Here is a 25,621-nt window from a genome sequence, read left to right as displayed (position 1 = left end):
CCTTCCGGAAGTGACACGTCCCGCAACGGCCCGTTCCCGCACGGCGATTCAGGGGGATTCCGTGAGCGAAGAGCACGTCGACGCCATCGTGGTCGGGGCCCGCTGCGCCGGATCGGCCGCGGCCACCGCACTTGCCAGGGCCGGCCGCCGGGTGGTCGCGGTCGACGCGGGCAGATTCCCGTCCGACACGGTCTCCACGCACCTGCTCTTCGCGGGCGGGGTCGCCGAACTGGACCGGCTCGGCGCCCTCGAACGCGTCGAAAAGCTGGACCCGCCAAAGCACTTCGACGCGTACATCGGGTCTCCCGATGCCGAAGTGCGCGGCACCTACTCGCCCGTGGACGGCATCGCGTACGGCATGTGCGTGCGGCGGCCCGGACTCGACTTCGCGCTGGTCGAGACGGCGCGCGCGGCCGGGGCCGAGGTGCGCGAGGGCGTCAAGGTGACCTCGCTCGTGCGGGAGGACGGCCGCGTCGTCGGCGTACGCGCCACCAAGCGCGGCGTGAACGGCGAACTCACCCTGCGGGCACCGCTGGTGATCGGCGCGGACGGACGGCGCTCGACGGTCGCCCGGCTGCTCGGCGTCGACGTCCCCTACCTGTCCAACGCCAACGAACGGGCCGGCTACTACGCGTACTACGAGGACCCGCGAACCGAATGGCACGGCACCGCCGCGATGTGGCTCGAAGGCCGTGAGCTGGGAACCGCGTTCCCCACCGACGGCGGGCTCGTGCTGGCCCTCTTGATGCCGCCCAAGGAGCGGGCGGACGCGTTCCGCCTCGACCTGGAAGGCGAGTACGACCGCACGGTGGCGTCGATCCCCGGCCTGGCGAAACGCCTCGCCGGTGCCACGCGCGCGTCGAAGATCGTGACCTCGGTCGAACAGCCCTCGTACTTCCGCAAGTCCGCGGGACCCGGCTGGGCCCTGGCCGGAGACGCCGGGCACTTCAAGGACCCGGTCACCGCGCAGGGCATCCGCGACGCGCTGCGCTTCGGCCGTCTGCTGGGCGAAGCGGTGGCTCCCGTACTCGGCAACCCGGAGCGGCTGGACCGCGTGGTACGCGCGTGGGAACGCCGCCTGGTCGCGGAGTGCCGCGAGACGTACCACTGGACCAACCGCTTCGCCCGCTCGGACGCGGTGAACCCCCTCCAGGAGCAGATGCTGCGCATGCTCGCCCGGGAACCGCACGGCTCCCGCCGGCTGCTGGATGTCTACTCGCGCGTGCGTAAGCCGAGCGGCCTGATGACCCCGGGCTTCGTCGCCGCCTGCGCTATCGGTGCGATGCGCCGGCGCGGCACCGACCGCAGGGCCCTCCTGCGCACGATCGTCGGCGAACTGCGCACGGAAGCCGCCGTCAAGCGCGACCTCTCCCGCCTCGCCCGCTCCGACGACGGGACGAAGTGACCGACAGCCAAAGGGCCTTCCCGAACCGCGTGGGACGCGCACCCGATGCGCCGCGCGGGATCAGGCGACCCTGACGCTGTGCGGTCCCACCCGCACGGTCACCTCCACCTCACCCCCGAGCGCGGCGGCGTAGGACCGCAATGTCTCCAACCCCATCTACTCAACCCGGCCCCGTTCGATCTGCGAGATTCGAGCCTGGGTAACCCCGAGAACAGCGGCAACTTCGCTCTGCGTCAGTCCGAGGGACTTGCGGAGCTCGGCAAGGTGGTAGCCGGCGATGTAAGCGGCGGTGGCGGTTTGGGCGGCCGCGAGGACGTCCGGATCGGCCATCTGCGGGCTGAGCCGATACGCATCTGCCTTCACGTCCTGCCAACGACGAGCAGTCACTCGGATTCCTTTCGTTCTTGCAGGTAACGGCCGTAACGCAGCTCTGCCGGCGGGAAGGCATGATCTTTCCGGCGAAGTCGGTGCGCGGCAGATGCGGGTGCGATAGAGCGCGCCAGCGCCGGGCTCTCACTGTTCCGCGTCGGCGCGGATCTCCGGGAGGACCTCTTTCCCCAGCCTGTGGATGTTGTCGAGGGTGCGTTCCGGCCGGCCGGCGCCCTCGGCGAAGAGGAGGTGGCGGCGGATGCCCGTGGCCTCGGTGGTACGGCGCAGCGCGGCGATGACGTCGCGCGGCGTGCCGACCGGGTGGATCTCGCACAGGTAGTCCGTGTACGCGTGCGGGTCGCGCATGGTCCGCGCCCGGCCGTCGACCGTCTGGTGCGCGGACAGCCCCCGGTTGAGCCAGCGCGGCAGGGCTGCCTTGAGCTCGCGGACCGCCTCCGCCCGCGAGTCGGCGACCAGCGCCACCGAGGCGGCGGCGTGCTCGACGCCGCGCGGGTCCCGGCCGCAGGCGCGCGCGGCGGCGTCGTACGCGCTGATCATCTCGGCCTTCTCGCAGTCGTCGGCGTGCATGCCGAGCAGCATCGGCAGGCCCTGCCGGGCCGCCAGCGCGGCGGAGGTGGCCGATGTGCAGGCGATGATCGCCGGCGGGTGCGGTCGCGTCAGCGGCCGGGGCACCACCGGGACCGGCCGGAAGCGGAAGTGCTTGCCCTCGGCGCCCACCCGGCGCAGGGTCAGCCAGCGCATCAGGAGGTCGACGGACTCGGCCCAGCCCTCCTCGTCGTACCGCTCGATGCCGCTGCCGAAGACCTCCAGGTCCACCCAGGGCCCGCCGCGGCCGATGCCCAGCGTGAAGCGCCCACCGGACAACTGGTCCAGCAGCGCCGCCTGCTCGCCGAGTGCGACCGGATGGGTGTTGGGCAGCACACTGATGGCCGTCCCTACTCGCAGCCGGTCCGTACGCCCCAGTAGCATTGCCGCAAACGTGACCGCTGACGGGCACAACCCGTACGGCACGAAGTGGTGCTCGGCGATCCATGCCTCGTCGAACCCGGCCTCCTCCGCGGCGCACCCCGCGTCCATGGCGGAGGTGAGCACCGTCCCCTGGTCTCCGGCCTCGAACTGGGCCGCGAGCAGGAAGATCCCCAACTTCATGTGGGCAGCCTCTCGGTATCCCCGCACCCGTCATAACGGGTGAAATCCCCATTGGGGCACGAACGGCTTGTCCGACCGGTCTGTGCCCGTTCGGCAGGGCCTGCAATACTCCCGGCACAGCGCAGGACTACTTAGCGGTAACCAGTGGGACCCGCACAGCAACCCTCAAGGCGTACTCCCCTCGGGGAGACGGCATTCAAGGAGCGCATGATGGCGCGTGACATCACAACGGTCGGCGTGGTCGGCCTCGGCACCATGGGTGCCGGCATCGTCGAGATCCTCGCCCGCGGCGGCGTCCGCGTCATCGGCGTCGAGGTGGACGACGCCGCGGTCGAACGCGGCCTCGCCCGGATCCGCACCTCCACCGCCCGGGCCGTCGAGCGCGGCAAGCTGACCGAGGACGAGCAGGCCGAGCTGTACGCGCGGATCAGCCTCGGCAGCGACCTCACCGCCGTGGCCGACGCCGACCTGGTCCTCGAAGCCATACCGGAGCAGCTCGACCTCAAGCAGGAGATGTTCGCCCAGCTCGACAAGATCTGCGGTCCGGACACCATCCTCGCCACCAACACCTCGTCGCTGTCGGTCACCGAGCTCTCGGTCGCCACCGGCCGCTCGGCCCGCGTCGTCGGCCTGCACTTCTTCAACCCGGCCCCGGTCATGAAGCTGGTCGAGGTCGTCCGCACGGTCGTCACCGAGCCCGACGTCCTGGAGGACGTCGTGGCGCTCGCCGAGAAGCTCGGCAAGGCGCCGGTCGTCGCGGGGGACCGGGCGGGGTTCATCGCCAACGGGCTGCTGTTCGCGTACCTCAACCACGCCGCGGCGATGTTCGAGGAGAAGTACGCCACCCGGGAGGACATCGACGCCGCGATGCGCTTCGGCTGCGGCCTGCCGATGGGGCCGCTCGCGGTGCTCGACCTGGTCGGCATCGACACGGCGTACAACATCCTCCAGCAGATGTACCGCCAGTCGCGCGACCGCCTGCACGCGCCCGCGCCGATCCTCAAGCAGATGGCCACCGCGGGCCTGCTGGGCCGCAAGAGCGGCCGCGGGTTCTACCGGTACGAGGCCCCCGGCTCGTCCGCGGTCGTCGCCGACACCGCGGTCGGCACCGCGGTCGCCGGGACGCCGCGCGAGATCGACTCCGTCGGCGTCGTCGGCTCCGGCACGATGGCGACCGGCATCGTCGAGGTGTTCGCGAAGTCGGGCTACACCGTGACCTTCGTCGCCCGCAGCGACGCGAAGGTCGGTGCGGTCACCGGCGCGCTCACCCGCTCGCTCGACAAGCAGGTGCAGCGCGGACGCCTCAGCGAGGAGGACCGCGACGCGGCGCTCGGCCGCGTCACCGGCACGACGCGCCTGGAGGACCTCGCGGACGCCGACCTCGTGCTGGAGGCGGTCGTCGAGGAACTGTCGGTCAAGCAGGCGCTGTTCGAGAACTTCGACGAGATCTGCAAGCCGGGCGCGGTGCTCGCCACGACCACCTCCTCGCTGCCGGTCATCGAGTGCGCGATGGCGACGAAGCGTCCCGAGGACGTCGTCGGCATGCACTTCTTCAACCCGGCGCCGGTCATGAAGCTGGTCGAGGTCGTGCGCACGGTCACCACCTCGGACGACGTGGTGGCCACCGTCCACGAGGTGTGCCGGCGTACCCGCAAGCACGCGGTGGACTGCGGCGACCGGGCGGGCTTCATCGTGAACGCGCTGCTCTTCCCGTACCTCAACGACGCGGTCAAGATGCTCCAGGCCAACTACGCGTCGGCGGACGAGATCGACACCGCGATCAAGACCGGCGCGGGCTACCCGATGGGTCCGTTCGAACTCCTCGACGTCGTCGGCCTCGACGTCTCGCTGGCGATCGAGCGGGTGCTGTACGCCGAGTTCCGCGAGCCGGGCTGGGCCCCCGCGACCCTGCTGGAGCACCTGGTCACGGCCGGCTACCTCGGCCGCAAGACCGGCCGCGGCTTCCGCGACTACGCGAAGAAGTAGCGGCCAAGGGCGTCGAGCCCCGCTACGAAGGGCCGGCGGGCCCCGTCCCGGAACGGGGCCCGCCGGCCTTCGCGCGTCCGCCTGCCTTCGCGCGTCCGGCAGCCGGTCCCCGGCCTCGTCCCGCTACCCTTTTCCCGTGCCACGTCGAAATCGCCCGCCGCGACCGGAACGCCCCGACCCGGGGGCCGGCTCCGGCGGCGGGTGGTTCGGGCTGGAGTCGCGGGAGTCGGGCCGCGACGGCGAGTGGATCGTCCGCCCGGTCTCCGGCGTCGCTGCGACCAAGACGTACCGCTGCCCCGGCTGCGACCACGAGATCCCGGTCGGCGTACCGCACGTCGTCGCGTGGCGCGCGGACGGCCTCGGCACGGTCGACGACCGCCGCCACTGGCACCGCGCCTGCTGGAACAACCGCGGCAACCGCCACCTCCGCCGCCGCCCCGGCCGCTGACCCCGCCCGTTGACCCTGCCCGTTGACCCTGTCCGTTGACCCCGGCGCGGTACGCGCGGACAGCCATGCTTCGCCGCGACGTCGCCGGAACCGGTGGTGAGGGCCCGCGGGTCTGTGCGGGAAGGCGGCTTGGGGCGTACCGTTTTCGGTGATCCGGGGTTGCTCGGGGTGGCCGTGGGCGGACTGAGGTGGGGTGGCCGTGGGGCGGGGCGTGCCGGACAGCCGTGACGACGGAATGGACCACCGCGGACTGCTGCTCGGCGACGAGCGGGTGCTCGGCGAGGTGTACGACGCCTACGCGGAGTTCGTGTACGGAGTGGCCCTGCGGGTGACGGCGGATGCGGCCGTCGCCGAGGACGTGGCCTGCGAGGTTTTCGTCGCCCTGTGGGAACGCCCGTACGCCTACGACCCGTTGCAGTGGTCGCTGGCGGCGTGGCTGGTGGCCGCCGCGCATCGGCGGGCGGTCGAACGCGTCGGCCGTGGCGGCCAATCCGCGGCAGGGGTCGGCGGCGAATCCCCGGACGAGGACGCCGTCGCGGCGTCCCTGGCCGGCTTGGCGCCGGACTTACGGGACGTCGTGGAGCTCTCGTACTTCCAGGGGCTGACGTACCGCCAAGTGGCCGCCAAGCTGGGCGTGGTCGAGAGCGTGGTGGCCGAGCGGGTCCGAATCGGCCTGGTGCGGTGGGACGCCGCGGCCCGCGACGGCGCGGGCGCGGTGGCGGATGACGGGACGGAGGCGCGCTCATGACGGGGCTGCCGGCAGCGGTACGGGGGCGTGTCGTCGCCGAGGCCCTGCGCAGACGCGAGCCGTCGATCCCGACCGGAGCGCATGCGCGCGCGTTCGCCGAGGCGTTCGCGGGGCTCGACGCCCTGCTGCGGGACCTCAGCAGCGAGGAGTGGGCGACGCAGGTCGTGCACGACTGGGATGTGCAGCAGACGGTCGTGCACCTGATGGCCGGCGACGGGGCGGTGTGCGCCGCCGCGGGCGTGCCCGAGGCGATCCGACTGCCGCCGTACGAAGGCCCGTTCGCGTCGATGCAGCACTTCGGCGGGCCAGTCGGCGAGTGGGAGGGCCGCAGCCGCTACATCATGGCCCGGCACCACGGCAGGCCGTACCGCATGAGCTGGCACGCGTGGCGCGCGCAGGCGCGGAGCCTGCTGAAGTGCCGGGCGGCCCGGGAGCGCGACGAGACGCCTGTCCAGTACGCGGGACGCATACTGCCGCTGGCCGACGCCTACCTCGCGCGCGGTTTCGAGACGTGGCTGCACGCGGACGACATCGGCCGGGCCGTGGGCAGGCGCTTCCCGGAGCCGTCGCCCGAACCCATGGCGCTGCTCGTCGAACTCGGCGTCGCCACACTGGGTTTGCTGAAGTCGCAGATCGGCGCCGTGCTGGTGATCGACGGGCCCGGGGCGGTCACCGCGGCACTGGGCAGTGGTGAGACCTCGGCCGAACTGCGTTTGAGTTCCTCGGACTTCTGCCGACTCCTGGGCGGAAACCGCAGGATGGACGAGATCGACGTCGAGGTGCACGGGGACCCGGCGACCGCGGCCGCGGCGCTGGCCGCAGTGGCCTCGTTGGCGATTCTGTAGGGCTCCCGTGCGTGTTGCCCTCTGACCGTGCGGGGCCGCCCCGGAGCGCACCAAGAACCGTTCGACAGGCTTCCCCGAGCCGCCTGGCGGCCACCACTGAGCCGTCCGAGAGCCATCCCTCCGGGTGACCCCCGTGAACCGACAAACGTGGTAGAAGAGTTCGGCATGGGTGTTCTCTTCGACTATTTCCGGGCGCCGGACGCCGGTGCCGCAATACGCGCGCTGGAGCGTGACGGCGGACCCAATGGGCGTGGCGGCCCGGGACAACCGGTGTTCGACGCGCTGGACGCCAAGGGCATCGACCACGCCGTCATGCTCACCCAGTTGGTCGACATCATCCGGGGGGAGTCGACCGACTTCACCACCGTCACCGCGTTGGACTTCGTGTCCGTGTGGCCGTCCTCCACTCCGCCGACCGGCGACGAGTGGACGACGCTCCCGGAGGGCTCGCCGTGGCGCGAAGGGCCGTGGATCGACGAGCTGGGGCAGCGCACCCTGGACGGGCTCGCCGACGCCGACGACGCGCGCCTGCCGGAGATCTCCGCGCGCTGGGGGCGGGAAGCCGGCCTCGACGGCGACCTGGCCGAACTCGTCGCCGAGTTCGTCGCGCTGGCCCGGCGGGCCCGCGATGCCGGCGACCGCCTGTACTGCTGGAGCTGTCTCTGACCCGTCTCCGGACCGGTCCCCGTTTCCGACCCGGTCTCCAACCTTCGCCGGTCCCGTTTCCGGCCCAGTGTCCGGCCCGTCTCCGGACCGGTCCCCGTTTCCGGCGCCGCCTTCAGGGCTCGCCCACGGCCCCCGACGGCCCGCCGAGCGCGGCCAGGTACGCGTCCGCCCGCTCCGGGGTGTAGAACCACTCCTCGAAGTCCGCCGGATCGTCGAAGCCGTTGGCGAACCGGTCCGCGACCGCCTGGTGCGCCGTACCCGCGCCGATGAGCGTCAGCACGTGCGCCGGCGGCGGCGCCAGCATCGCGTTCGTCCACTTCGTGACGGCAGCCGCATGCGCCCAGTAGGCCTCGAAGGTCTCCGTCATCCACGCCCGGTCGAACTTCCCGGCGCCGCGCGCCTCGATGGCGGCCAGGTACAGCGCGGCGCACTTGGCCGCGTTGTTGGAGCCCTGGCCGGTGATCGGATCGTTCGCCACCACGACGTCGGCGACGCCCAGCACCAGACCGCCCGACGCGAGTTCCACCACGGGACGGCGCACGGTCGGCGTGTAGCGGCCGGACAGCGTGCCGTGCGCGTCGGTCAGCGCCACACCGCCCGCGGCCCGGTCGTACTCCCACGGCACGAACTGCTTCATCAGCCGGAGTGTGAGGTCCAGGTGTGCCTGCGGGTCGCGGACGCCCTGGAACACGTCCAGCGGCCCGCCCGGCACCCCCTCGAAGAACAGGATGTCGCAGGGGCCGGACAGCGTCAGCGCCGGTATCACGAACAGTTCGCCGACCCCCGGCACCAGATTGCAGCGCACGGCCGGGAAGTCGTGCTCGGGGCGGGGCCCGAGGCCGTGCACGTACGACACCGCCAGCGACCGCATGGGCCGGGTGTACGGCGACCGCTCCGGATCCCGGTCGAACATGCCCGCGAGCGGCCCCTTCCCGGCGGCCAGCAGCACCAGGTCGAACCGGTCCGCGTACCACTCCAGATCGGCCACGCCCACCGGGTGCACCACCACGCTGCCGCCCCGCTCGGCGAACAGGTCCAGCCACGCGGCCATCTTGACCCGCTGGTCCACCGAGTGCGCGTACGCGTCGAGCCGCCCCACCCAGTCGACCGCCCGTCCGCCGTCCGGACCCGCCACCGACACCCCGAGCCCCAGGACGTCGGGGGCGGCCCCCGCCCACAGGTCGAGGCCGAAGTCCCGTTCGTGGGCCAGCGCGGTGCCGAACATGCACTGCGTGGACATGACCCGCCCGCCGCGGATCTCGTCGGCCGTGCGGTCCGAGACGACCGTCACGTCGTAACCCCGGTCCTGGAGGCCGAGCGCGAGCATGAGGCCGGCCTGGCCGGCACCGACTACCAGGATCTTCCGCAAGGCGAACTCGCTTCCGTGCACAGGAAATACCGGTGGGTCCGGGTCCTCCCACCGCACCCGGGTCGAGCCCGGCGGAAACCCGCCGCACCGGCCCGGAAGCTCAACGCGCGATCAGCGCCAGCGCGTGCGCCACCACCGTCACCAGCGTCTGCGCGGCGCTGTGCCGGTCCCGCGCGTCGCATTCCACCAGCGGCGTCGCGGGGCGCAGCGAGAGTGCCTCGCGCAGATCCGCCACCGGGTAGATCGGCGCTCCGTCGAACGTGTTGATCGCGACGACGAACGGCAGCCCGCTCCGTTCAAAATAGTCCACCGCCGGGAAGCAGTCCTCGACCCGCCTGGTGTCGACCAGCACGACCGCGCCGACCGCGCCGCGCACCAGGTCGTCCCACATGAACTGGAACCGGCCCTGACCGGGCGTGCCGAACAGGTACAGCACGAGGTCGTCGTCCAGGGTGACCCGGCCGAAGTCCATCGCCACGGTCGTGGTCACCTTGTCCGGCAATCCGTCGAGCCGGTCCGTCGCCTCGCTCATGACCGTCATCACCGATTCGGTGGTGAGCGGTTCGATCTCGGACACCGACGTCACGAGCGTGGTCTTGCCGACCCCGAAGCCGCCCGACACGACGATCTTCGTCGAGGTGATGGGCGGTGCGCCCCCGCCGCGCCCCGCCACGGGCGGCGGGAGCGGCGGTATGCGGTGCGCGGGAATCGCCTCAGAGCCTGCGTAGTCCACCCAGAAGCCTTTCGAGCAGTGCGCGGTCGGGGGGTCCGGCTTCGCCGGCGGTCTGGTACACGCTGATGCGCCCCTGGGCGGCCAGGTCGCTGATGAGCACCCGGACGACGCCCAGCGGCAGGCCGAGCAGGGCGGACACCTCGGCGACGGAGCGCACGCCCCGGCACAGGACGATGATGGCCCGCACCTCCGGCATGTCGTCGCGCCCGACGTCGAGCGGCGACTCGGCACCGGATTCCGTGCCGGGCTCGCAGTCGAGCGAGGTGACCAGGGTTTCCACGAACAGGACTTCGCTGTAGCTGGTGCGACCGCGGGTCAGGGCGTACGGGCGTACCCGTCCGGTCCGCCCACCGAGCCCGCCCCGTCCCCCGTCGTCAGCGGCCATCGCGACTACCTCCCTGGTGTGGCGCCCGGTTCGTGGCTGCGGTGGAGCTCGGCGCGGAGGGCCGGGGTGAGAACGTGCCCGGCCCTGCGTACAAATGCTGTCATCTGATAGGCGATGACGGCCAGATCGCCGGTGCTGGAAGCGTGCACGCCGAGGCAGGAGCCGTCGCTGATGGACATCGCCACGACGTGCCCTTCGGCCATCGTCACGATCTCCTGGCGCACCTCGCCGAGGTCCATGACGCGGGCGGCCCCCTGCGCGAGACTCACCAGCCCGGACACGATCGCGCCGAGGCGCTCGCCGCCGGAGTCGCTGCCGCCCGCCGACGCGAGCAGCAGCCCGTCCGACGAGACGAGGACCACCTGCCGGATGCCGGGGACGTCCCGAGCGAGGCCGTCCACCAGCCACTTCACGTGGACGACGGCGGTGTCCTGGGTGTTCACCGGTGCTCACCTCCGGGTTCCGGTGCGGCGGATCGCCTGCTGGTGGATGGGGGGACCGCGATGTCGTCGTCGGCGGCCTGCCGGGCGGCCGCGCTGCCCATCTGGAAGCCGCTGAGCCTACGCCGCAGTTCCTCGGCGGCGACAGGTCCGTTGTCCCGCTGCGGCGCGGGGTCCACGGCAGGTGTGGGCGCCTCGTCGGCGGGCCGGGTACGCGGCACGCGCTTGGGCAGGCCCTTGTCGGTGAGGCCGGGGCGCGGTTCCCCTGCGACCGTCCGTGGTTCCCCCGCGTCGGGGCGCGGATCGGCTGCGAGCGACTGCGGATCGGCTGCCGCGGGCTGCGGACCGGACGGCTCGATGCCGCCGGGCGTCCCGACCTCGCGCGGATCGATCGCGCGCAACTGGGCGGTCTCGTCCACCCCCCGGGCGACCCAGCGCTTGGGTAGCGGCGGAGGGCCGCCTGCGGCGTCCGCTGGCGGTGCGGATGTGCCCGCAGCGGCCTCGGTCGCGGCGGCCTTCGCCTTGCCGGGCACGGACCGCTGCGGGAGCGCGCTGCCCGGCGTGGGCGAACTGCCCGATTTCGTACGCTTGTCGGCGTCCATCTTGCCCGGACGCCTCGGCAGCGGCGACGGTCCGCCCGTGCCCGTCGCGTGCCCCGTCTCGCCGATCGGCGTCGGCGGCGCGGTGTCGGGCGTGGCGGACGCGGGGGCAGCGGCGGCTGCGGCCGCCGGGGTCTCGGCCGCGGCAGGCACCGCCGGTGCCGACATCTCCGGTGCCGACACTTCCAGCGCCGACATCTCCGCTGCCGCTGCCGCCGGCTTCGGCGCGGACTGGTGGCGTTCCTGGAGCGTGGACCTGCTCGCCGCCGCCGGGGGACGCCGGCCCGCACCCGAGGGGCCCGCGCGTTCCACGGCGCGTTCGTGGCTGATGTCGGCGGCCGACGGCGACGAGCCGAGCAGCAGCGCGGCGGGCAGCATGACGATCGCGGCGAGGCCGCCCTCGCGGCGCGGGCGCAACTGCACGCGCAGGCCGTGGCGTACCGCCAGCGCACCCACCACGAAGACGCCGAGGCCCGCGAGATCGGACGAGGACGCCGCGGCGCGGCCGCCCTGGAGCTGCGCGTTGAGCTCGGGCAGCCGGTCCGGCGGCACGCCGAACCCCTCGTCCTCGACGGTGAGCAGGATGCCGCGGTTCTCCAGCGTGCGGCCCGCGACGCTGACCCGGGTGCTCGGCGGCGAGTAGGCTGCGGCGTTCTCCAGGAGTTCGGCGAGCAGGTGGCTGATGTCGTCCGCGGTGTGCCCGGCGAGTTCGGCGCGCGGGATGTGCCCGATGTCGACGCGCTCGTAGTACTCGATCTCGGACACGGCGGCGCGGACGACGTCCAGCAGCGTGCCCGGCGGCCGGTGGCCGTGGCGTTCGTCGGCGTCCGCCAGCACGAGGACGTTCTCGCTGTTGCGGCGCATGCGCGTCGCGAGGTGGTCGAGGCGGAACAGGTCCTCGAGGCGCTGGGCGTTCTCCTCGGTGTGCTCCAGCTTCTCGATGACGTCGAGCTGGCGCTCGACGAGCGTCAGCGACCGCATCGACAGGTTGACGAACGACTCCTGCATGCGTTCGCGCAGCAGGTCGTCCTCGGCGAGCAGCAGCTGCTGGCGGCGCGTCAGGTCGGCGATCTCGGCGCCGCGGCGTTCGAGTTCGTCGGTCAGCCGGCGTTGCGCGTCGTCGCGCCGCGAGATCTCGGCACGCAGCGCGGCCACCTCACGGGCCACGAAGCGCCGCTGCAGCAGCGCGGATATCGCCCCCAGGACGATCGAGGGGACGTACAGCAGGGCGACGATCGAGGCGTGCAGCGCCGAACCGTCGGAGGCGAGGGTCAGGACCGAGATGACCGCGGCGATCACCCCGAGCACGGCGGCGGCCGTGGCGACGGCGATCGCGGGGGCGCTGACGGCGTCGACGGCATGCTCGGGCACCCCGCCCGCAAGCCGCTCAGGATCGGCGCCCGGACCGGTCCGGCCCCGCTTTCCCCCGGCCATCTTCGTCCCCTCCCGAAACATGGCTAGCGATCCTATCCTCACACTTCCGGGCCGTATGGTCCCGGTTCCGACAACTCCTTTGCCATGGACGGCTGTACGCAACCGTATGCAAATGGGCAAAAGGAGAGGCCCCGTCGGACGGAAACCGTCCGACGGGGCCTCGACACCCTCGCGGAAGTGTCGTACGCGCGGTCAGGAGTACGCCGTTTCGGCCGCCTGCCCGACGCGGGCACCCACCGCGCGCCGTGTCGTCGGGACGCTCACACGTCCCGCGACTTGAGGAGCGCGGCGGCACCGACAAGCGCCGCGGCGGCGTACCCGGCCATCAGGAGCATGCCCGGCCACGCGTTCAGCGCCGAGTCGATCTCGCCCGCCGGCGCGACCATGTTGATCAGCAGCGTCATCGGCGAGTAGTTGACGACCCATTCGCCGGCCTTGCCGGGGATGAACCCGCCGAAGATCGAGGGGACCAGCATGATGCCGAGCACGGTGGTGATGGCGCCGGCCGAGTGCCGCAGCATCGTTCCGATGCCCAGGCTGAACAGGCCGATCAGTGCCAGGTAGGTGGCGCTGCCGACGACGCCCTTCACGACCTCCTTGTTGGTGGAGTCGCGCACCACGTCGCTCGGGAACATCGAGTCGCCGATGAGGTACGCGAGGTAGCAGGCCACCAGGCCGACCGCGAACATCAGCACGCCGAAGACCACCGTCTTCGCGGCCAGCACCGTGAGGCGGCGCGGGTACGCGGTGAGCGTCGAGCGGATCATGCCCGTCGTGTACTCCGCGGAGATGGTCAGCACGCCGAGCGACGCCGCCGCGATCTGCGCGATCATCACGCCGATCAGGGACAACGACACGCTCGGGTCCGGGCTCTCGTCCTCGTTGGTGACGGTGCCGCCGAGTAGCGCCGCCATGCCGACGATGAGCACGACCATGATGATCAGCGACCACATCGTGGAGCGGACCGTACGGATCTTGGTCCACTCGGACTGGAGCATGCGCGTGAAGTGCAGGCTCCCGGTGTGCTCGTGCCGGTACTGGCCCTGCGGCGCCGGGACCGGCGGGTAGTGCCCGTTGCCGTGCCCGTTCCCGTGGGGCGGGCCCTGCGGAGCGCCGCCGAAGGCGGGGCCGCCCGCGTACGCGCCGGCGGGCACCGGCTGCTGCGCCATCTGCGGCACCTGCGGCATCGCGGACGGCTGGTGCTGCGGCGGCTGCGGCTGCTGCGGCGGTTGGGGAGTGGGGTTGGCCATGGCTCAGCCCTCGCTTCGCTGGATCGGGGCCTGCTGTGCCGACGGTGCCTGCGGGGTCAACTGCGGTTGTCCGGGCGGCGGTGCCCAGCCCTGTTGCTGCGGCGGTCCCCAGCCCTGCGGCGCGCCGCCGTTGTGCGGTGCCGCCCCCGGCATTCCCGCGCCCGGCATTCCCGCGCGGTACTCGACCGAGTGCTGGGTCAGGCGCATGTAGACCTCCTCCAGCGACGCGAACCGCGGCGACAGTTCGTGCAGCGCGATCCCGTGCTCGGCGGCCATGTCGCCGATCGCGGCCGGGGCGGGGCCCGTGACGCGCAGCGCGCCCTCGGTGCCTTCCGGCGTGACCTGGCCGCCCTTGGCGGTCAGCAGCTTGACGAGCTTGTCGGCCTGCGGCGACTTCACGACCGTGTAGGCCTGCGAGTTGTGCTCGATGAAGTCGCGCATCGAGGTGTCCGCGATCAGCCGGCCCTGGCCGATGACGATCAGGTGGTCGGCGGTCACCTCCATCTCGCTCATCAGGTGGCTGGAGACGAACACCGTGCGGCCCTCGGCGGCCAGCGCTTTCATCAGGTTCCGGATCCAGAGGATGCCCTCCGGGTCCAGCCCGTTGACCGGCTCGTCGAACATCAGGATGCCGGGGTCGCCGAGCAGCGCCGACGCGATGCCCAGGCGCTGGCCCATACCCAGCGAGAAGCCCCGCGTACGCTTCTTCGCCACCGCCGTGATGCCGACCAGTTGCAGCACCTCGTCGACGCGGCGGCTGGGCAGCCCGTTGCTCTGCGCCAGGCACAGCAGGTGGTGGTACGCGCTGCGGCCCCCGTGCATCGCCTTCGCGTCCAGCAGGGCGCCGACCTCGCGCAGCGGCGCCGACAGGTGCTGGTACGGGCGGCCGTTGACCAGGACGTGGCCGGCCGTCGGCGCGTCCAGGCCGAGGATCATCCGCATCGTCGTGGACTTGCCCGCCCCGTTCGGGCCGAGGAATCCGGTGACCGTGCCGGGACGGACCTGGAAGGACAGCTGATCGACCGCCAGCTTGGTTCCGTACCTCTTCGTCAAGCCTTGGGCTTCGATCATCTCGTCCTCATAGTCGCTGGGGGCATGTGCGTGTTGCCGGGGTGCCACGGCGGGGGGACCTGCCGCGGGCACCCGGGCGGCCGTCACCAACCCTAGAGAACCGCGGAGATCAGGTCGTGTCCCCTGGGGGCGGATCCTCGACCTTCCGAAGGTCGAGGGAACTCCCTCCGGTCATCCTTGCGGACTAGGGGTCCTCCCGGGGTCACACCTGGTCCTGGCGTGGCGTGACCACCTCACGGAGGATCAGCAGTACTCCCGCGGCGATCGGTATGGCCAGCAATGCCCCGGTGACGCCCAACAGCGCGGCGCCGACCAGCGCCGCGATGATGGTGATCGCGGGCGGCACGTTGACCGCGCGCTTCATGACCCTCGGGTACACGAGGTAGTTCTCGAACTGCTGGTACGCGACGTAGAAGATGACGCACGCCAGCGCCTTGCCCGGCGAGTCGAAGAACGCCACCGCGGAGACCACCACGGCCCCGATGGTCGCGCCGATCATCGGTATCAGGTCGGTCAGCGCGACGACGAGCGCGAGCGGCAGCGCGAACTCCAGGTCGAGGATCACGAGGAAGACGTACGACGAGACCCCGGCGCAGGACGCGACCAGCAGCATCCCGTTGACGTAGCCGCCGATACCGCCGATGATCTCGTCGCCCAGTGCCCGGACGCGCGGCCGGCGCGACGACGGGAACAGGCGGTAGATCGCCTCCTTGATGCTGGGCAGCGAGCCCAGGAAGTACAGCGTGAGGCACAACACGGTCAGGGTGTCGAAGACCGAGTTGAGGATCAGCTTGCCGAATCCCAGCAGACCGCCCGCGACGCTCTCCGCGGTGTTGGCGCTGGCGGCCGCCTCCTTGGCCTTGTCGATGATCGCGTATTTCTCGTCCAGGCGCTTGAATTGCTCGTTGTGCAGCAGCTCCGTGAGCTTGTCCGGAATGCTGTTGATCAGGTCCGTGGTCTGTTCGGTGAGCGGTTGCGCGATGGCGGCGATGAACCCCGCTATCACCAACAGGAAAGAGATCGCCACGGTCGCGACCGACCACTTGCGCGGAAGTCCGAGCTTCTGCAGGCGTTCGACAAACGGGTTCAGCCCGGCGGCCAGGAAGAACGAGATGAGGATCAGGACGAGCACGTCCTTGATGCCCGCGAATGCCTGCGCGAGGAACCACGCGGTGATCAGGCCGAGTCCGCCGACGAATCCGATGTAGAACGGCGACGTACGGCGCAGCGGGCGGCCGGGATGGCCGAAGCGCGGCGCGGGGACGACGGGCTTGCCCTCGTCGTCGCACGCGGCGGCATCGCCTTGCTCGCCCGTGCGCGAGCCCGCGCCCGCGCCTTTGCCGGCGTCGGCGTTGTCGGTGGCGGCCTTGCCCCCGGCGTCGCCGGCGGCCTTGCCGCTCGTGTCGCCGGTGGCGCCGGCGGCCGTGCCGCCCGTGCCGTCGGTGTCGGTGTCGTCGGCGTTCGTGGAAGTGCCCCCTGCGGCCTCGTCGTCCGCGGTGTCCGGCGTGGTCTCGGTGTTCACCGGCCAGACTCTAGGCGGAAACGCCAGGTGGCCGTTCCGAAAAGGAACGGCCACCTCTACAGCGTCGCGCCAAACGTACGGACCCGTGCGGGCGAACTACCGGGTCTGCTGGGCGGGAACACCGCTCAGCTTGTCGTCGTCGTCCCCGACCCCGCCGGCCGCGGCGACCGCCGCACCGGTCAGCGTCGCGAGCATCTCGCGCACGTTGGTCAGCTGGGCGTTGATGCTGTCGCGGCGGTGCGTCAGAGCGGCGAGCTCGCGCTCGGACTCGCTGCGGATGCGGTCGGCCTTCGCGCGGGCGTCCGCGACGATGTCGTCCGCCTGGCGCTGTGCGGTCTCGATGGTCTGACGCGAGCGGCGCTCGGCGTCGGTGCGCAGCTTCTCCGCCTCCAGGCGGAGCTGCTCGGCGCGGTGCTCGACCTCCGACAGGCGCTTCTCGGCCTTGGCCTGACGGGCCGCCAGGTCGCGCTCGGACTGCTCGCGGCGCTTGGCGAGGTTGGTCTCGAAGTCCGCGGCGGCCTGGGCGGCCTTGGCGCGCGTCTCCTCGAAGAGGGCGTCCGCTTCCTCGCGCTTGGTCGCGGCGTCCTTGTTCGCCTCGGCGCGCAGCTGGGCCGCGTCGGTCTTGGCCTTGTCGAGGATGCGGGCGCCCTCGTCCTCGGCCTTGGCCTTGCGCTCCTTGCCGTACTGCTCGGCCTCGGCACGAACCTGCTGGGCGGCCGCCTCGGCGAGTTCGCGGTGCTGGTCCGCCGCGCGGCGGGCCTCCTCGCGCAGGTCCTTGGCCTCTTCCTCGGCCAGGCGCAGGATCTTCTCGACGCGCGCACCGAGGCCGGCGTAGGAAGGCTCGGCATCGGCGAGCTGGGCCTGCACGTTCTGGCTCTCGAGGTGCAGTTCCTCGATCCGCTTCTCCAGCGCGGAGATGCGGGCCAGGGCGCTGTCCCGGTCAGAGACGAGCTTCGTGATGCGATCGTCGACCTGCGAACGCTCGTACCCTCGGCGGACGAGATCGAAGCCGTGCGGAGAGTTTGTGTCGCTCATGGGGTTCCTGTCGTATGACCGGTGCTGTGGATGAGGTGACGGGTGGAATCCTGGCACGAAACAGACGGCTCATCGACCTGCGCGGCGGAGAACAACCGGCATTCATCCCTCAATCGGGTGGTGCTGTGCTCGACCCGCCCCCGCCGGTGCGAGGAGCTGAGTTGCCGCTTTTCCCGGCCGACGAACCCGCCGGTGCGGCCAAAGCGTCCAAAACGCCTTGTACGCGGGCCATTTCCGTCGCGATGTCCTTGCGGCGTCGGTTGAGTTCGTCCAACTTGCGCTGGCCGTCGGCACGCGATCGCTCGGCTTCCCTGCGGGCCTCGCTGCGCAGCCGTTCCGCCTCCCTCCGCGCATCGTCCAGAATCCTGTCGGCGTCGGCCGCGGTCTTCCGGCGAACGGCCTGGGCCTCGCGCTGTGCGGCGGCGATCTGTTCGGCCACCTTGGCGCGCAGGTCGTCCGCACCCTTCTGGGCGTCCGCGAGCCGCTGCTCCGCCTCGGAAAGCAGCGCCTCGGCTTTCTTGACCGCGGCGATACGTACCCTATCGGCCTCGGAGCTCGCCTTGTCGCGGATCCGGTCGGCTTCTTCCATCGCCTCGGACTTGGCTTTCTCGCCGTCCGCAACGGATTTCGCGCACTGTTCCTCGGCGGCCTCGACGAGCGCGTCCACACGTTTGCCCGCGGCCTGGAGGCTTTCGGCGGCCTGCTTGCGGGCGCCTTCGACGGCCTCTTCGGCTTCCTTGTCGGCGCGTTCGCGGGTCGAGGTGGTGTCGCGGCGCGTCTCGGCGATCATCTTGTCCGAGTCGGCGCGGGCCTTCTCTATGACCGCCGCCGCCTCGGCGCGCAGACGGGCGTCCTCGGCCTCGGCGTCGGCCAGGGTCTTGGCGGCCGCCTCGGACGCGGCCTTGAGCTGCTGCTCGGCCTTGCGCTGGGCCTGCGCGACGAGTTCGGTGACGTGGCCCTTGGTCTTGACGAGGGTCTCCTCGGCCTCGTCGACCGCCTTCTCCAGCGTGGCCTTGGCCTTCTCACGCATCGTCGCGGCGTCCGACTCGGCGGACTTGAGCGTCGCGGTCGCCTCGTCGCGTCCCGCGGTACGCACGCGCTCGGCCTCACGCTCGGAGTCCGTCTTCAGACGCTCGGCGTGCTTGCGCGCGGCGGTGACGGTCGCGTCCGCCTCGGCGCGGGCCCGCACCAGGTGCGTCTGCGCGTCGTCGCGCGACTTCGCCAACTCGCGCTCCGCTTCGGTGCGCAGGCGCGCCATCTCCTCGTGCGCCGCCTCCTCTATGCCGGCGACGGCCGCGCGGATCGTCTCCGCCTCGCCCTTCGCGTCGCGCACCAGGCGGGCGGACTCGTCCTCCGCCTTGCGCATCCGGGTCTGCGCGTTCTCGGCGATCTCGCGGGCCTTGGCCTCCGCGGTCTCCAGGAGTTCGCGGGCCCGGGCCTGCGTGCGGTCGCGGAGGTCGACGACTTCGAGGCGGGCCTCCTCCAGGGCCTGGCGCGCGGTCTCGCGTACGTCGGCGGCGGTCTGCTCGGCCTCGGCGACGGTGCGGGTGGCCGCGGACGCCGCATCCTCGCGGGCCTTGCGGGCCGCGGCCTCGGTGTCGGCGCGCAGTTCGGCGGCGTCGCGGCGGGCGGCGTTGCGGATGCCTTCGCCCTCGCCGCGTGCGTCGCCGAGGAGTTCCTCCGCCTCGGTGCGGGCCTTGGCGAGGAGTTCGTCGGCGGAGCGGGCGGCGCTCTCGGTCCGCGCCGCGGCGTCGGCGCGGGCCCGGTCGAGCAGCGTCGCGGCCTCGGTACGCGCGGTCTGGAGCGTCGCCTCGGCCTCGGCGCGGTCGGCCTCGCTGCCGTTGCGCAGCTCGGTCGCCCGGGCCTCGGCAGCGCGCAGCAGCTCCTCGGCCTCGCGGGCCGCGGTCTCGGCGGTCTTGGTGGCCTCGGCCCGTGCGGTGGCGAGGAGTTCCTCGGCTTCGGCGTGGGCGCGCCCGGCCGTCTCGGCGGCCTGCTGCTGGACCCGCTCGGCTTCGGCCTTGGCTGTGGTGAGGAGGTCGGCGGCACCGGTCTCGGCGTTGCCGAGGGTCTCGGCGGCGATGGCCTCCGCTTCCGAGGCGAGGCGTTCGGCCTCGAGGCGCGCCTGCTCCAAACGTTCGGCGGATTCCGCCTGCTGGCGCTGCGTCAGATCGCGCAGGCGGGCGGTGTCGGCGACCGCCTTCTCGCGGAGCTTGCCCGATTCGGCGCGCGCCCGTTCGAGGACTTCCTCGGCCTCGGCCTCCGCACGGGCCTTGACCTCCTCGGTGTGCGTCTTGGCCTCGGCGACCAGGCGTGCGCCGGTCTCCCGGGTGCGGGCCTCGACGGCCTCGGCGTCGGCCTGTGCCCGGGCCCGCAGTTCGTCGGCCTCGGTACGCGCCTCGGACGTGGCCCGCTCGGCCTCCGCGCGGGCTTTGGCGAGGAGTTCGTCCGCCGCGGCGGTCGCGCGCTCCATGCGCTCGGCGGCGCCGGCCTCCGCCTCGGCGAGCATCCGGGCGGCGTCCGCCTGGAGCTTGTCGGCCTCGCCCTTGGCCTTGGCGAGCAGTTCCTCCGCGTTCGCGGTGGCGGCCCGCAGTTGCTCGGCCGCCTCGGTCTCGGCGGCGGCGAGCCGCGCCTCGGCGTCGCCGCGCAGCTTGTCGGCGTCGGAACCGGCCTTGCCGAGCAGTTCGGCCGCTTCGGCCTCGGCCGCCGCGACGCGTTCGGAGGCGGTGGTCTCGGCGGATCCGAGGCGTGCCTCGGCCTCTTCGGCCAGCTGCTCGGCCTCGGCCCGGCGCTCCTCGATCTCGGCGACGACGTCGGCGTGCACGCCGAGGGCCTTCTCGCGGGCGGCTTCCGCCTCGGCGAGGGCGGCGTCGCGGGCCGCCTCGGCCTCGGCGACCGTCTCGGTACGCAGGCGCTCGGCGTCGGCCTCGGCCTCGGTGCGCAGGCGGGACGCCTCGGCCTCGGCCTCCTCGCGCTGCCGGGCCGTCTGCGCCTCGGTCTCGTCCCGCAGCCGGGCCGTCTCGGACTCGGCTTCCGCGCGCAGCCGTTCGGCCTCGGCCCGGGCCTCGTCGCGCAGCCGCTCGGCCGCGGCGGCGGCTTCGCCGCGTACCCGTTCGGCGTCGGCGTCCGCTTCGGTGCGGGTCTGCTCGGCCTCGTCGTCGGCGTCGCCGCGCAGCCGTTCGGCCTCCTCGGCCGCTTCCGCGCGCAGGCGCTCGACCTCGGCCCGGGTGGTCTCGGCGAGTTCGGCGGCCTCGGCCTGTGCCGCGTCGAGGAGTTCCTCGGCGGCGGCGCGTACCCGGGCGGTGTGCGCCTCGGCGTCGGTACGGGCCCGGTCGAGCAGTTCCTCGGCGCTCGCGGACGCGGTCTGCAGCCGCTCGGCGGCGTCGCTGTCGGCGACGTCGAGCAGCGCCTTCGCCTCGGCCTTGAGGCGTTCGGCCTCCGCCTTGAGGCGCTCGGCCTCGGCCCGCAGTCCCTCCGCCTCCGCGTGGTGGCGCTCGGCCTCCGCGGCGGCCTCCGCGCGCAGCCGGGCGACCTCGGCCTGGGTCTCGCGCAGCAGCTTGGCGGTGTCCGCGGAGGTGCCCTCGGCGCGCTCGGCGGCTTCGCCGGTGACGCGCTGCGCCTCGGCGACCGCTTCGTCCCGGATGCGCTCGGCTTCGGCGCGGGCCTCGACGACCAGGACCTCGGCCTGGTTGCGGGTGCCGGTCTTGATCTGCTCGACCTGGGCGCCGACCGACTCGGCGCGCTCCTGCGCGACGGCGAGCATGCGGTCGGCCTCGGCCTGGGCGCGGGCCAGGACGGCGTCGGCCTCGGCCCGGGCGGCCTGCGCGGCGCCGCCGGCCTGGTCGCGTGCCGCGGCGGCCTGGGCGGCCGCGTCGGCGAGGAGGCGCTCGGCCTCGGCGCGGGCGCTCTCGACGAGTTGGCGGGCGCGTTCGTCGGCCTGCTGGCGTACCTGTTCGGCCCAGGCGACGTTCTCGCCCACCCGGGCCTCGGTGGCCTGCCGGGCGTGGGCGAGTTCTTCCTCGAGGCGCCTGCGGCGGGCCTGGAGCTCGGCCTGCCACTCCGCCTCGTGCTGGGCGGAGCGCTGCGCGGCCTCCTGCATGATGCGTTGGGTGTGCGCGCGCGATTCCGCCAGTTCGCGTTCGGCGTCGGCACGGACCTGGTCGGCCTGGAGCTGGGCGTTGCGCAGCATCTGCTCGGCCTGGCCGCCGATGCTGCCGAACTGCGGGGTGGCGAGCTGCCGTCTGAGGTCATGCAGCTTCGCGCGAAGGACCTCGACCTGATATCCGAGGTCTTCCGCGTGCGCGACGCTTTCCTCGCGCTCAGTCCTCAGCCGCTTCATCTCGGCTTCGATCTGGCCGAGGCCGTCGTCAACCTCGTAACGGTCGTCGTAGCCCCGCACTGTGGGGTCCCACTCCATCCCCTGGCCGCGTCCTCACCAGCGCCGTCACCGTATCCGAACCTCACGCCGGGCCGGTCGGCCCGATGGGCCCGACGAGCCCGCCCGAGCACCCGGATCCGGCAGATTCTGTCGGAATCTGTCGGAACCCGGCCACTCCTGCCGGTTGGGACCGGTCAGGCAGCCACCGTAGTCCGCACCGCGCGTGTCACGGTGTCCACCAGGGAAATGGTGTCAGATCCCGGGAAAGCTTAGTGCCGCGTCAGGCAACGAATTCCCTGACGCGGCACCAGCCAACGCTATGTCAGGCCGCGGTCGCCCCTACTCGGTGCGGTTCGGGTGAGAGGGGTCACACGTTGCGGAAGCGGTTGATCTCCTTGATGTGCTTCGCGCGCAGCTCGTGGTCGCGTACGCCCAGGCCCTCCTCGGGCGCCAGGCACAGCACGCCGACCTTGCCCTGGTGCAGGTTGCGGTGCACGTCGTACGCGGCCTGGCCGACCTGGTCCATCGAGTAGCTGCGGGACAGCGTCGGGTGGATCTTGCCCTGGGCGATCAGGCGGTTGGCCTCCCACGACTCGCGGTAGTTCGCGAAGTGCGAGCCGACGATGCGCTTGAGGTTCATCCACAGGTAGCGGTTGTCGTACTCGTGCACGAAGCCCGACGTGGACGCGCAGGTCACGATGGTGCCGCCCTTGCGGGTGACGTACACCGAGGCGCCGAAGGTCTCGCGGCCCGGGTGCTCGAAGACGATGTCCACGTCCTCGCCGCCGGTCAGCTCGCGGATGAGCTTGCCGAAGCGGTTCCACTCCTTCGGGTCCTGGGTGCGCTCGTCCTTCCAGAACTTGAAGTCCTCGGCCCGGCGGTCGATGACCAGCTCGGCGCCCATGTCGCGGCAGATCTGCGCCTTGTCCTCGGAGGAGACGACGCAGATCGGGGTGGCGCCGCCGTTGAGGACGAACTGCGTGGCGTACGAGCCGAGGCCGCCGGAGGCGCCCCAGATCAGCACGTTGTCGCCCTGCTTCATGCCGGCGCCGTTGCGCGAGACGAGCTGGCGGTACGCGGTGGAGTTGACCAGGCCCGGGGACGCGGCCTCCTCCCACGTGAGGTGGGCCGGCTTCGGCATGAGCTGGTTGCTCTTGACCAGGGCGATGTGCGCCAGGCCGCCGAAGTTGGTCTCGAAGCCCCAGATGCGCTGCTCGGGGTCGAGCATCGTGTCGCTGTGCCCGTCCGGGCTCTCCAGCTCCACGGAGAGGCAGTGCGCGACGACCTCGGCGCCCGGCTTCCAGGCGTTCACGCCGGGACCGGTACGCAGCACGACGCCGGCCAGGTCCGAGCCGACCACGTGGTACGGCAGGTCGTGGCGCTTGGTGAGCGGGGAGGTCCGGCCGTACCGCTCGAGGAAGCGGAAGGTCGAGACCGGCTCGAAGATCGAGGTCCACACGGTGTTGTAGTTGATGGCCGAGGCCATCACCGCGACGAGCGCCTCGCCCGGACCCAGCTCGGGCAGCGCGACGTCTTCGATGTGCAGCGCCTGGCGCGGGTCCTTCTCGCGGGACTCGAGTCCGTCGAACATCGTCTCTTCGTCCTTGTGGACGGTGACGGCGCGGTACGACTCGGGCAAGGGAAGGGCTTCGTACGCTTCCTGCGGGGTGTCCCCAGCGAGGATGGCGTCGAGGATCTCCTTCATCGTCGGCCTCCAGGGTCGGCGTTGGGAGTGTGAGGGTTTGTCGGTCGGCCGTGCCCGGCCGAAAATTACCCACCGGTAACGTAAGGGGCGCGACCGGGGTGTGCCAAGGGGCGGGCCCGTAGGAATCCCGCCCCCGAGTTGACGTTCTGTCAGCCGCCGTGCGGTGCGCGGAGGGTTGTCGCGGACCGGCGGCGGCGCGTGGTCAGTGCTCGGCGTCGGCCGGCGCCGAGGTGACGAGCTCGGTCAGCACGCCGTGGCAGTCCTTGGGGTGCAGGAACGTGATGCGCGAGCCCATGGAACCACGGCGCGGCTCGTCGTACAGGACCCTGACGCCCTTGCCGCGGATCGCGTCGGCCTCGCCGTCCACATCCGCCGTGCCGAAGGCGATGTGGTGCACGCCCTCGCCGTTCTTCTCGAGCCACTTGGCGACCGTGGAGTCCTCGCGGATCGGCTCGAGCAACTGGAGGTAGGACGCGCCGCCGTCGTCCGTCTCGTTGATCTTGAGCATGGCCTCGCGGACGCCCTGCTCCTCGTTGACCTCGGTGTGGAAGACCTCGAAGCCGTAGGTCGCGCGGTAGAACTCCACGGTCTCGTCGAGGTTGCGGCAGGCGATGCCGATGTGGTCGATACGCGTGAGCACGTTGCCCTCCCGGGTCTGGCGGGTTACCTCTCGGTAGGTACCCTGAATGTCGAAGCGACACTAGAGCGACACTATGAATGAGACCGCATCCGGTCTCCCGGGCGGGTCGTGCGTTCCATCACACCGGGACCCCTGCCGACCATGACCTGGCGGCCGGTATGTTTCCGCCCACACCCTCGCAATTTGCCCCCTGCAATTTGCCCCTCGCAAGTTTCCTCATCAGGGCTCACCTTCTTAGGAGGCCACTGTCATGGCCGGTTCTGTCATTGTCGCCGGGGCGCGGACCCCGATGGGCCGTCTGCTCGGCTCGCTCAAGGGCTTCTCCGCCACCGACCTCGGCGGCATCGTGATCAAGGCCGCACTGGAGCGCGCCGGCGTCACCGGCGACCAGGTGCAGTACGTGATCCTCGGCCAGGTGCTGCAGGCCGGCGCCGGCCAGATGCCGGCCCGCCAGGCCGCGGTCAAGGGCGGCATCCCGATGAACGTCCCCTCGCTGACGATCAACAAGGTGTGCCTCTCCGGCCTCGACGCCATCGCGCTCGCCGACCAGCTCATCCGCGCGGGCGAGTTCGACATCGTGGTCGCGGGCGGCATGGAGTCGATGACCGGCGCCCCGCACCTGCTGCCGAAGTCGCGCGAGGGCTTCAAGTACGGCGCGATCGAGATGCTCGACGCCATGGCGTACGACGGTCTCACCGACGTGTTCGACAACATCCCGATGGGCGAGTCGACCGAGCACCACAACGCCAAGCTGGGCATCTCGCGCGAGGAGCAGGACGCCTTCTCGGCCCTCTCGCACCAGCGCGCGGCGGCCGCGCAGAAGAACGGCCTCTACGACGACGAGATCGTCCCGGTGGCCGTTCCGCAGCGCAAGGGCGACCCGATCCAGTTCACGACGGACGAGGGCGTGCGCGCGGACACCACCGCGGAGTCGCTCGCCAAGCTGCGCCCGGCGTTCACCAAGGACGGGACCATCACCGCCGGTTCGGCCTCGCAGATCTCCGACGGCGCGTGCGCGGTCGTGGTCATGTCGAAGGCGAAGGCCGAGGAGCTCGGCATCGAGTGGCTCGCCGAGATCGGCGCGCACGGCAACGTCGCGGGACCGGACAACTCGCTCCAGTCGCAGCCCTCCAACGCGATCCGGAACGCGCTCGGCAAGCAGGGCCTGGAGGTCTCCGACCTCGACCTGATCGAGATCAACGAGGCCTTCGCGTCGGTCGGCATCCAGTCGATGCGCGACCTCGGCGTCACCAGCGACAACGTCAACGTCAACGGCGGCGCGATCGCGCTGGGCCACCCGATCGGCATGTCGGGCGCCCGCGTGGTTCTGATGCCGATGGAGCGAGTTACAGATTGCGTTCATGCGGGTTGTGCGGGACGTACGGGTTCTTCGGAATGTTCGGGAGGTACCGGCCCCGCGGGTGAG

At 71.9% G+C, this 25,621-nt stretch carries 21 protein-coding genes; 7 read left to right on the top strand and 14 right to left on the bottom strand.

The window, feature by feature from the left end; all coding sequences use genetic code 11:
• Window positions 1-61 precede the first annotated feature (61 nt).
• Complete coding sequence (locus AB0C36_RS26120; protein WP_358358154.1) at window positions 62-1,405, top strand: NAD(P)/FAD-dependent oxidoreductase; 1,344 nt, start codon at window positions 62-64, stop codon at window positions 1,403-1,405.
• A 156-nt stretch (window positions 1,406-1,561) separates the two neighbouring features.
• Here AB0C36_RS26120 and AB0C36_RS26115 read toward each other — a convergent pair whose 3' ends face one another.
• Both AB0C36_RS26115 and AB0C36_RS26110 read right to left on the bottom strand, forming a co-directional pair.
• Window positions 1,562-1,792 carry a helix-turn-helix domain-containing protein gene (locus tag AB0C36_RS26115; protein WP_358358152.1) on the bottom strand — a complete coding sequence of 77 codons (231 nt, stop codon included), beginning with the start codon at window positions 1,790-1,792 and terminating at the stop codon, window positions 1,562-1,564.
• Between the two features lie 126 nt (window positions 1,793-1,918).
• On the bottom strand, window positions 1,919-2,944 hold the full coding sequence (locus AB0C36_RS26110; RefSeq protein ID WP_358358149.1) for an LLM class flavin-dependent oxidoreductase: 1,026 nt from the start codon (window positions 2,942-2,944) through the stop codon (window positions 1,919-1,921).
• Window positions 2,945-3,154: 210 nt separating this feature from the next.
• On the opposite strand from AB0C36_RS26110, the gene AB0C36_RS26105 reads away from it, so the two are divergent.
• The 5 genes from AB0C36_RS26105 to AB0C36_RS26085 all read left to right on the top strand — a co-directional run bounded on the left by AB0C36_RS26105 (window position 3,155) and on the right by AB0C36_RS26085 (window position 7,637).
• Window positions 3,155-4,930 carry a 3-hydroxyacyl-CoA dehydrogenase family protein gene (locus AB0C36_RS26105; RefSeq protein WP_358358146.1) on the top strand — a complete coding sequence of 592 codons (1,776 nt, stop codon included), beginning with the start codon at window positions 3,155-3,157 and terminating at the stop codon, window positions 4,928-4,930.
• Between the two features lie 136 nt (window positions 4,931-5,066).
• Window positions 5,067-5,378: an Rv1322 family protein gene (locus AB0C36_RS26100; protein ID WP_358358143.1), complete on the top strand. Its 312-nt coding sequence runs from the start codon at window positions 5,067-5,069 to the stop codon at window positions 5,376-5,378.
• 211 nt (window positions 5,379-5,589) lie between these two features.
• The gene (locus AB0C36_RS26095) at window positions 5,590-6,126 is read left to right on the top strand and encodes a sigma factor (RefSeq protein ID WP_358358140.1); all 537 of its coding nucleotides are present in this window, start codon (window positions 5,590-5,592) and stop codon (window positions 6,124-6,126) included.
• Entirely contained in the window at window positions 6,123-6,971 is an 849-nt protein-coding gene (locus tag AB0C36_RS26090) for a maleylpyruvate isomerase family mycothiol-dependent enzyme (protein WP_358358137.1), read from the top strand. The genes AB0C36_RS26095 and AB0C36_RS26090 overlap by 4 nt, the downstream gene beginning before the upstream one ends.
• Window positions 6,972-7,136: 165 nt before the next feature.
• A complete protein-coding gene (locus AB0C36_RS26085) occupies window positions 7,137-7,637 on the top strand; it encodes a hypothetical protein (protein ID WP_358358134.1) in 501 nt (166 codons plus the stop codon).
• A gap of 112 nt (window positions 7,638-7,749) precedes the next feature.
• Here the strand turns inward: AB0C36_RS26085 and AB0C36_RS26080 are convergent, their stop codons facing one another.
• The 12 genes from AB0C36_RS26080 to mce all read right to left on the bottom strand — a co-directional run bounded on the left by AB0C36_RS26080 (window position 7,750) and on the right by mce (window position 24,195).
• The gene (locus tag AB0C36_RS26080; RefSeq protein ID WP_358358193.1) at window positions 7,750-9,006 is read right to left on the bottom strand and encodes a styrene monooxygenase/indole monooxygenase family protein; all 1,257 of its coding nucleotides are present in this window, start codon (window positions 9,004-9,006) and stop codon (window positions 7,750-7,752) included.
• Window positions 9,007-9,106: 100 nt separating this feature from the next.
• Entirely contained in the window at window positions 9,107-9,739 is a 633-nt protein-coding gene (locus tag AB0C36_RS26075; protein WP_435839119.1) for a GTP-binding protein, read from the bottom strand.
• Window positions 9,720-10,124, bottom strand: coding sequence for a DUF742 domain-containing protein (locus AB0C36_RS26070; protein ID WP_358358131.1), 405 nt, complete (start codon window positions 10,122-10,124; stop codon window positions 9,720-9,722). The genes AB0C36_RS26075 and AB0C36_RS26070 overlap by 20 nt, the downstream gene beginning before the upstream one ends.
• A 5-nt stretch (window positions 10,125-10,129) precedes the next feature.
• Window positions 10,130-10,567, bottom strand: coding sequence for a roadblock/LC7 domain-containing protein (locus tag AB0C36_RS26065; protein ID WP_358358128.1), 438 nt, complete (start codon window positions 10,565-10,567; stop codon window positions 10,130-10,132).
• On the bottom strand, window positions 10,564-12,597 hold the full coding sequence (locus tag AB0C36_RS26060) for a sensor histidine kinase (protein ID WP_358358125.1): 2,034 nt from the start codon (window positions 12,595-12,597) through the stop codon (window positions 10,564-10,566). Before AB0C36_RS26060 ends, AB0C36_RS26065 begins: the two co-directional genes overlap by 4 nt.
• A 260-nt stretch (window positions 12,598-12,857) precedes the next feature.
• Window positions 12,858-13,847 carry a hypothetical protein gene (locus tag AB0C36_RS26055; RefSeq protein ID WP_358358123.1) on the bottom strand — a complete coding sequence of 330 codons (990 nt, stop codon included), beginning with the start codon at window positions 13,845-13,847 and terminating at the stop codon, window positions 12,858-12,860.
• Between the two features lie 3 nt (window positions 13,848-13,850).
• The gene (locus tag AB0C36_RS26050) at window positions 13,851-14,918 is read right to left on the bottom strand and encodes an ABC transporter ATP-binding protein (protein ID WP_358358120.1); all 1,068 of its coding nucleotides are present in this window, start codon (window positions 14,916-14,918) and stop codon (window positions 13,851-13,853) included.
• A gap of 202 nt (window positions 14,919-15,120) precedes the next feature.
• Window positions 15,121-16,440 carry an AI-2E family transporter gene (locus AB0C36_RS26045; RefSeq protein WP_358358118.1) on the bottom strand — a complete coding sequence of 440 codons (1,320 nt, stop codon included), beginning with the start codon at window positions 16,438-16,440 and terminating at the stop codon, window positions 15,121-15,123.
• 96 nt (window positions 16,441-16,536) lie between these two features.
• Window positions 16,537-17,475, bottom strand: coding sequence for a coiled-coil domain-containing protein (locus tag AB0C36_RS26040; protein WP_358358115.1), 939 nt, complete (start codon window positions 17,473-17,475; stop codon window positions 16,537-16,539).
• A gap of 109 nt (window positions 17,476-17,584) precedes the next feature.
• Window positions 17,585-21,889: a polarized growth protein Scy-related protein gene (locus AB0C36_RS26035; protein ID WP_358358113.1), complete on the bottom strand. Its 4,305-nt coding sequence runs from the start codon at window positions 21,887-21,889 to the stop codon at window positions 17,585-17,587.
• A gap of 328 nt (window positions 21,890-22,217) precedes the next feature.
• Window positions 22,218-23,555 carry a crotonyl-CoA carboxylase/reductase gene (ccrA, locus tag AB0C36_RS26030; RefSeq protein WP_358358110.1) on the bottom strand — a complete coding sequence of 446 codons (1,338 nt, stop codon included), beginning with the start codon at window positions 23,553-23,555 and terminating at the stop codon, window positions 22,218-22,220.
• Window positions 23,556-23,757: 202 nt separating this feature from the next.
• Entirely contained in the window at window positions 23,758-24,195 is a 438-nt protein-coding gene (gene mce / locus AB0C36_RS26025; RefSeq protein ID WP_358358108.1) for a methylmalonyl-CoA epimerase, read from the bottom strand.
• Window positions 24,196-24,445: 250 nt separating this feature from the next.
• On the opposite strand from mce, the gene AB0C36_RS26020 reads away from it, so the two are divergent.
• On the top strand, window positions 24,446-25,621 hold a 1,176-nt coding region (locus AB0C36_RS26020), incomplete at its 3' end, for an acetyl-CoA C-acetyltransferase (RefSeq protein ID WP_358358105.1).

It is taken from the genome of Streptodolium elevatio (assembly GCF_040649515.1).
GTDB lineage: Bacteria > Actinomycetota > Actinomycetes > Streptomycetales > Streptomycetaceae > Yinghuangia > Yinghuangia elevatio.
The sequence above is the reverse complement of the archived record's forward strand: the minus strand, read 5'-3'. Positions and strand labels throughout refer to the sequence as shown.

Bases quoted from the DNA above. Each gene is read 5' to 3' on its own strand.
- AB0C36_RS26110 (WP_358358149.1), bottom strand. From the start codon at position 2,944: ATGAAGTTGGGGATCTTCCTGCTCGCGGCCCAGTTCGAGGCCGGAGAC.
- AB0C36_RS26105 (WP_358358146.1), top strand. From the start codon at position 3,155: ATGGCGCGTGACATCACAACGGTCGGCGTGGTCGGCCTCGGCACCATG.
- AB0C36_RS26090 (WP_358358137.1), top strand. From the start codon at position 6,123: ATGACGGGGCTGCCGGCAGCGGTACGGGGGCGTGTCGTCGCCGAGGCC.
- AB0C36_RS26085 (WP_358358134.1), top strand. From the start codon at position 7,137: ATGGGTGTTCTCTTCGACTATTTCCGGGCGCCGGACGCCGGTGCCGCA.
- AB0C36_RS26070 (WP_358358131.1), bottom strand. From the start codon at position 10,124: ATGGCCGCTGACGACGGGGGACGGGGCGGGCTCGGTGGGCGGACCGGA.
- AB0C36_RS26060 (WP_358358125.1), bottom strand. From the start codon at position 12,597: ATGGCCGGGGGAAAGCGGGGCCGGACCGGTCCGGGCGCCGATCCTGAG.
- AB0C36_RS26055 (WP_358358123.1), bottom strand. From the start codon at position 13,847: ATGGCCAACCCCACTCCCCAACCGCCGCAGCAGCCGCAGCCGCCGCAG.
- AB0C36_RS26050 (WP_358358120.1), bottom strand. From the start codon at position 14,918: ATGATCGAAGCCCAAGGCTTGACGAAGAGGTACGGAACCAAGCTGGCG.
- AB0C36_RS26040 (WP_358358115.1), bottom strand. From the start codon at position 17,475: ATGAGCGACACAAACTCTCCGCACGGCTTCGATCTCGTCCGCCGAGGG.
- AB0C36_RS26035 (WP_358358113.1), bottom strand. From the start codon at position 21,889: ATGGAGTGGGACCCCACAGTGCGGGGCTACGACGACCGTTACGAGGTT.
- ccrA (WP_358358110.1), bottom strand. From the start codon at position 23,555: ATGAAGGAGATCCTCGACGCCATCCTCGCTGGGGACACCCCGCAGGAA.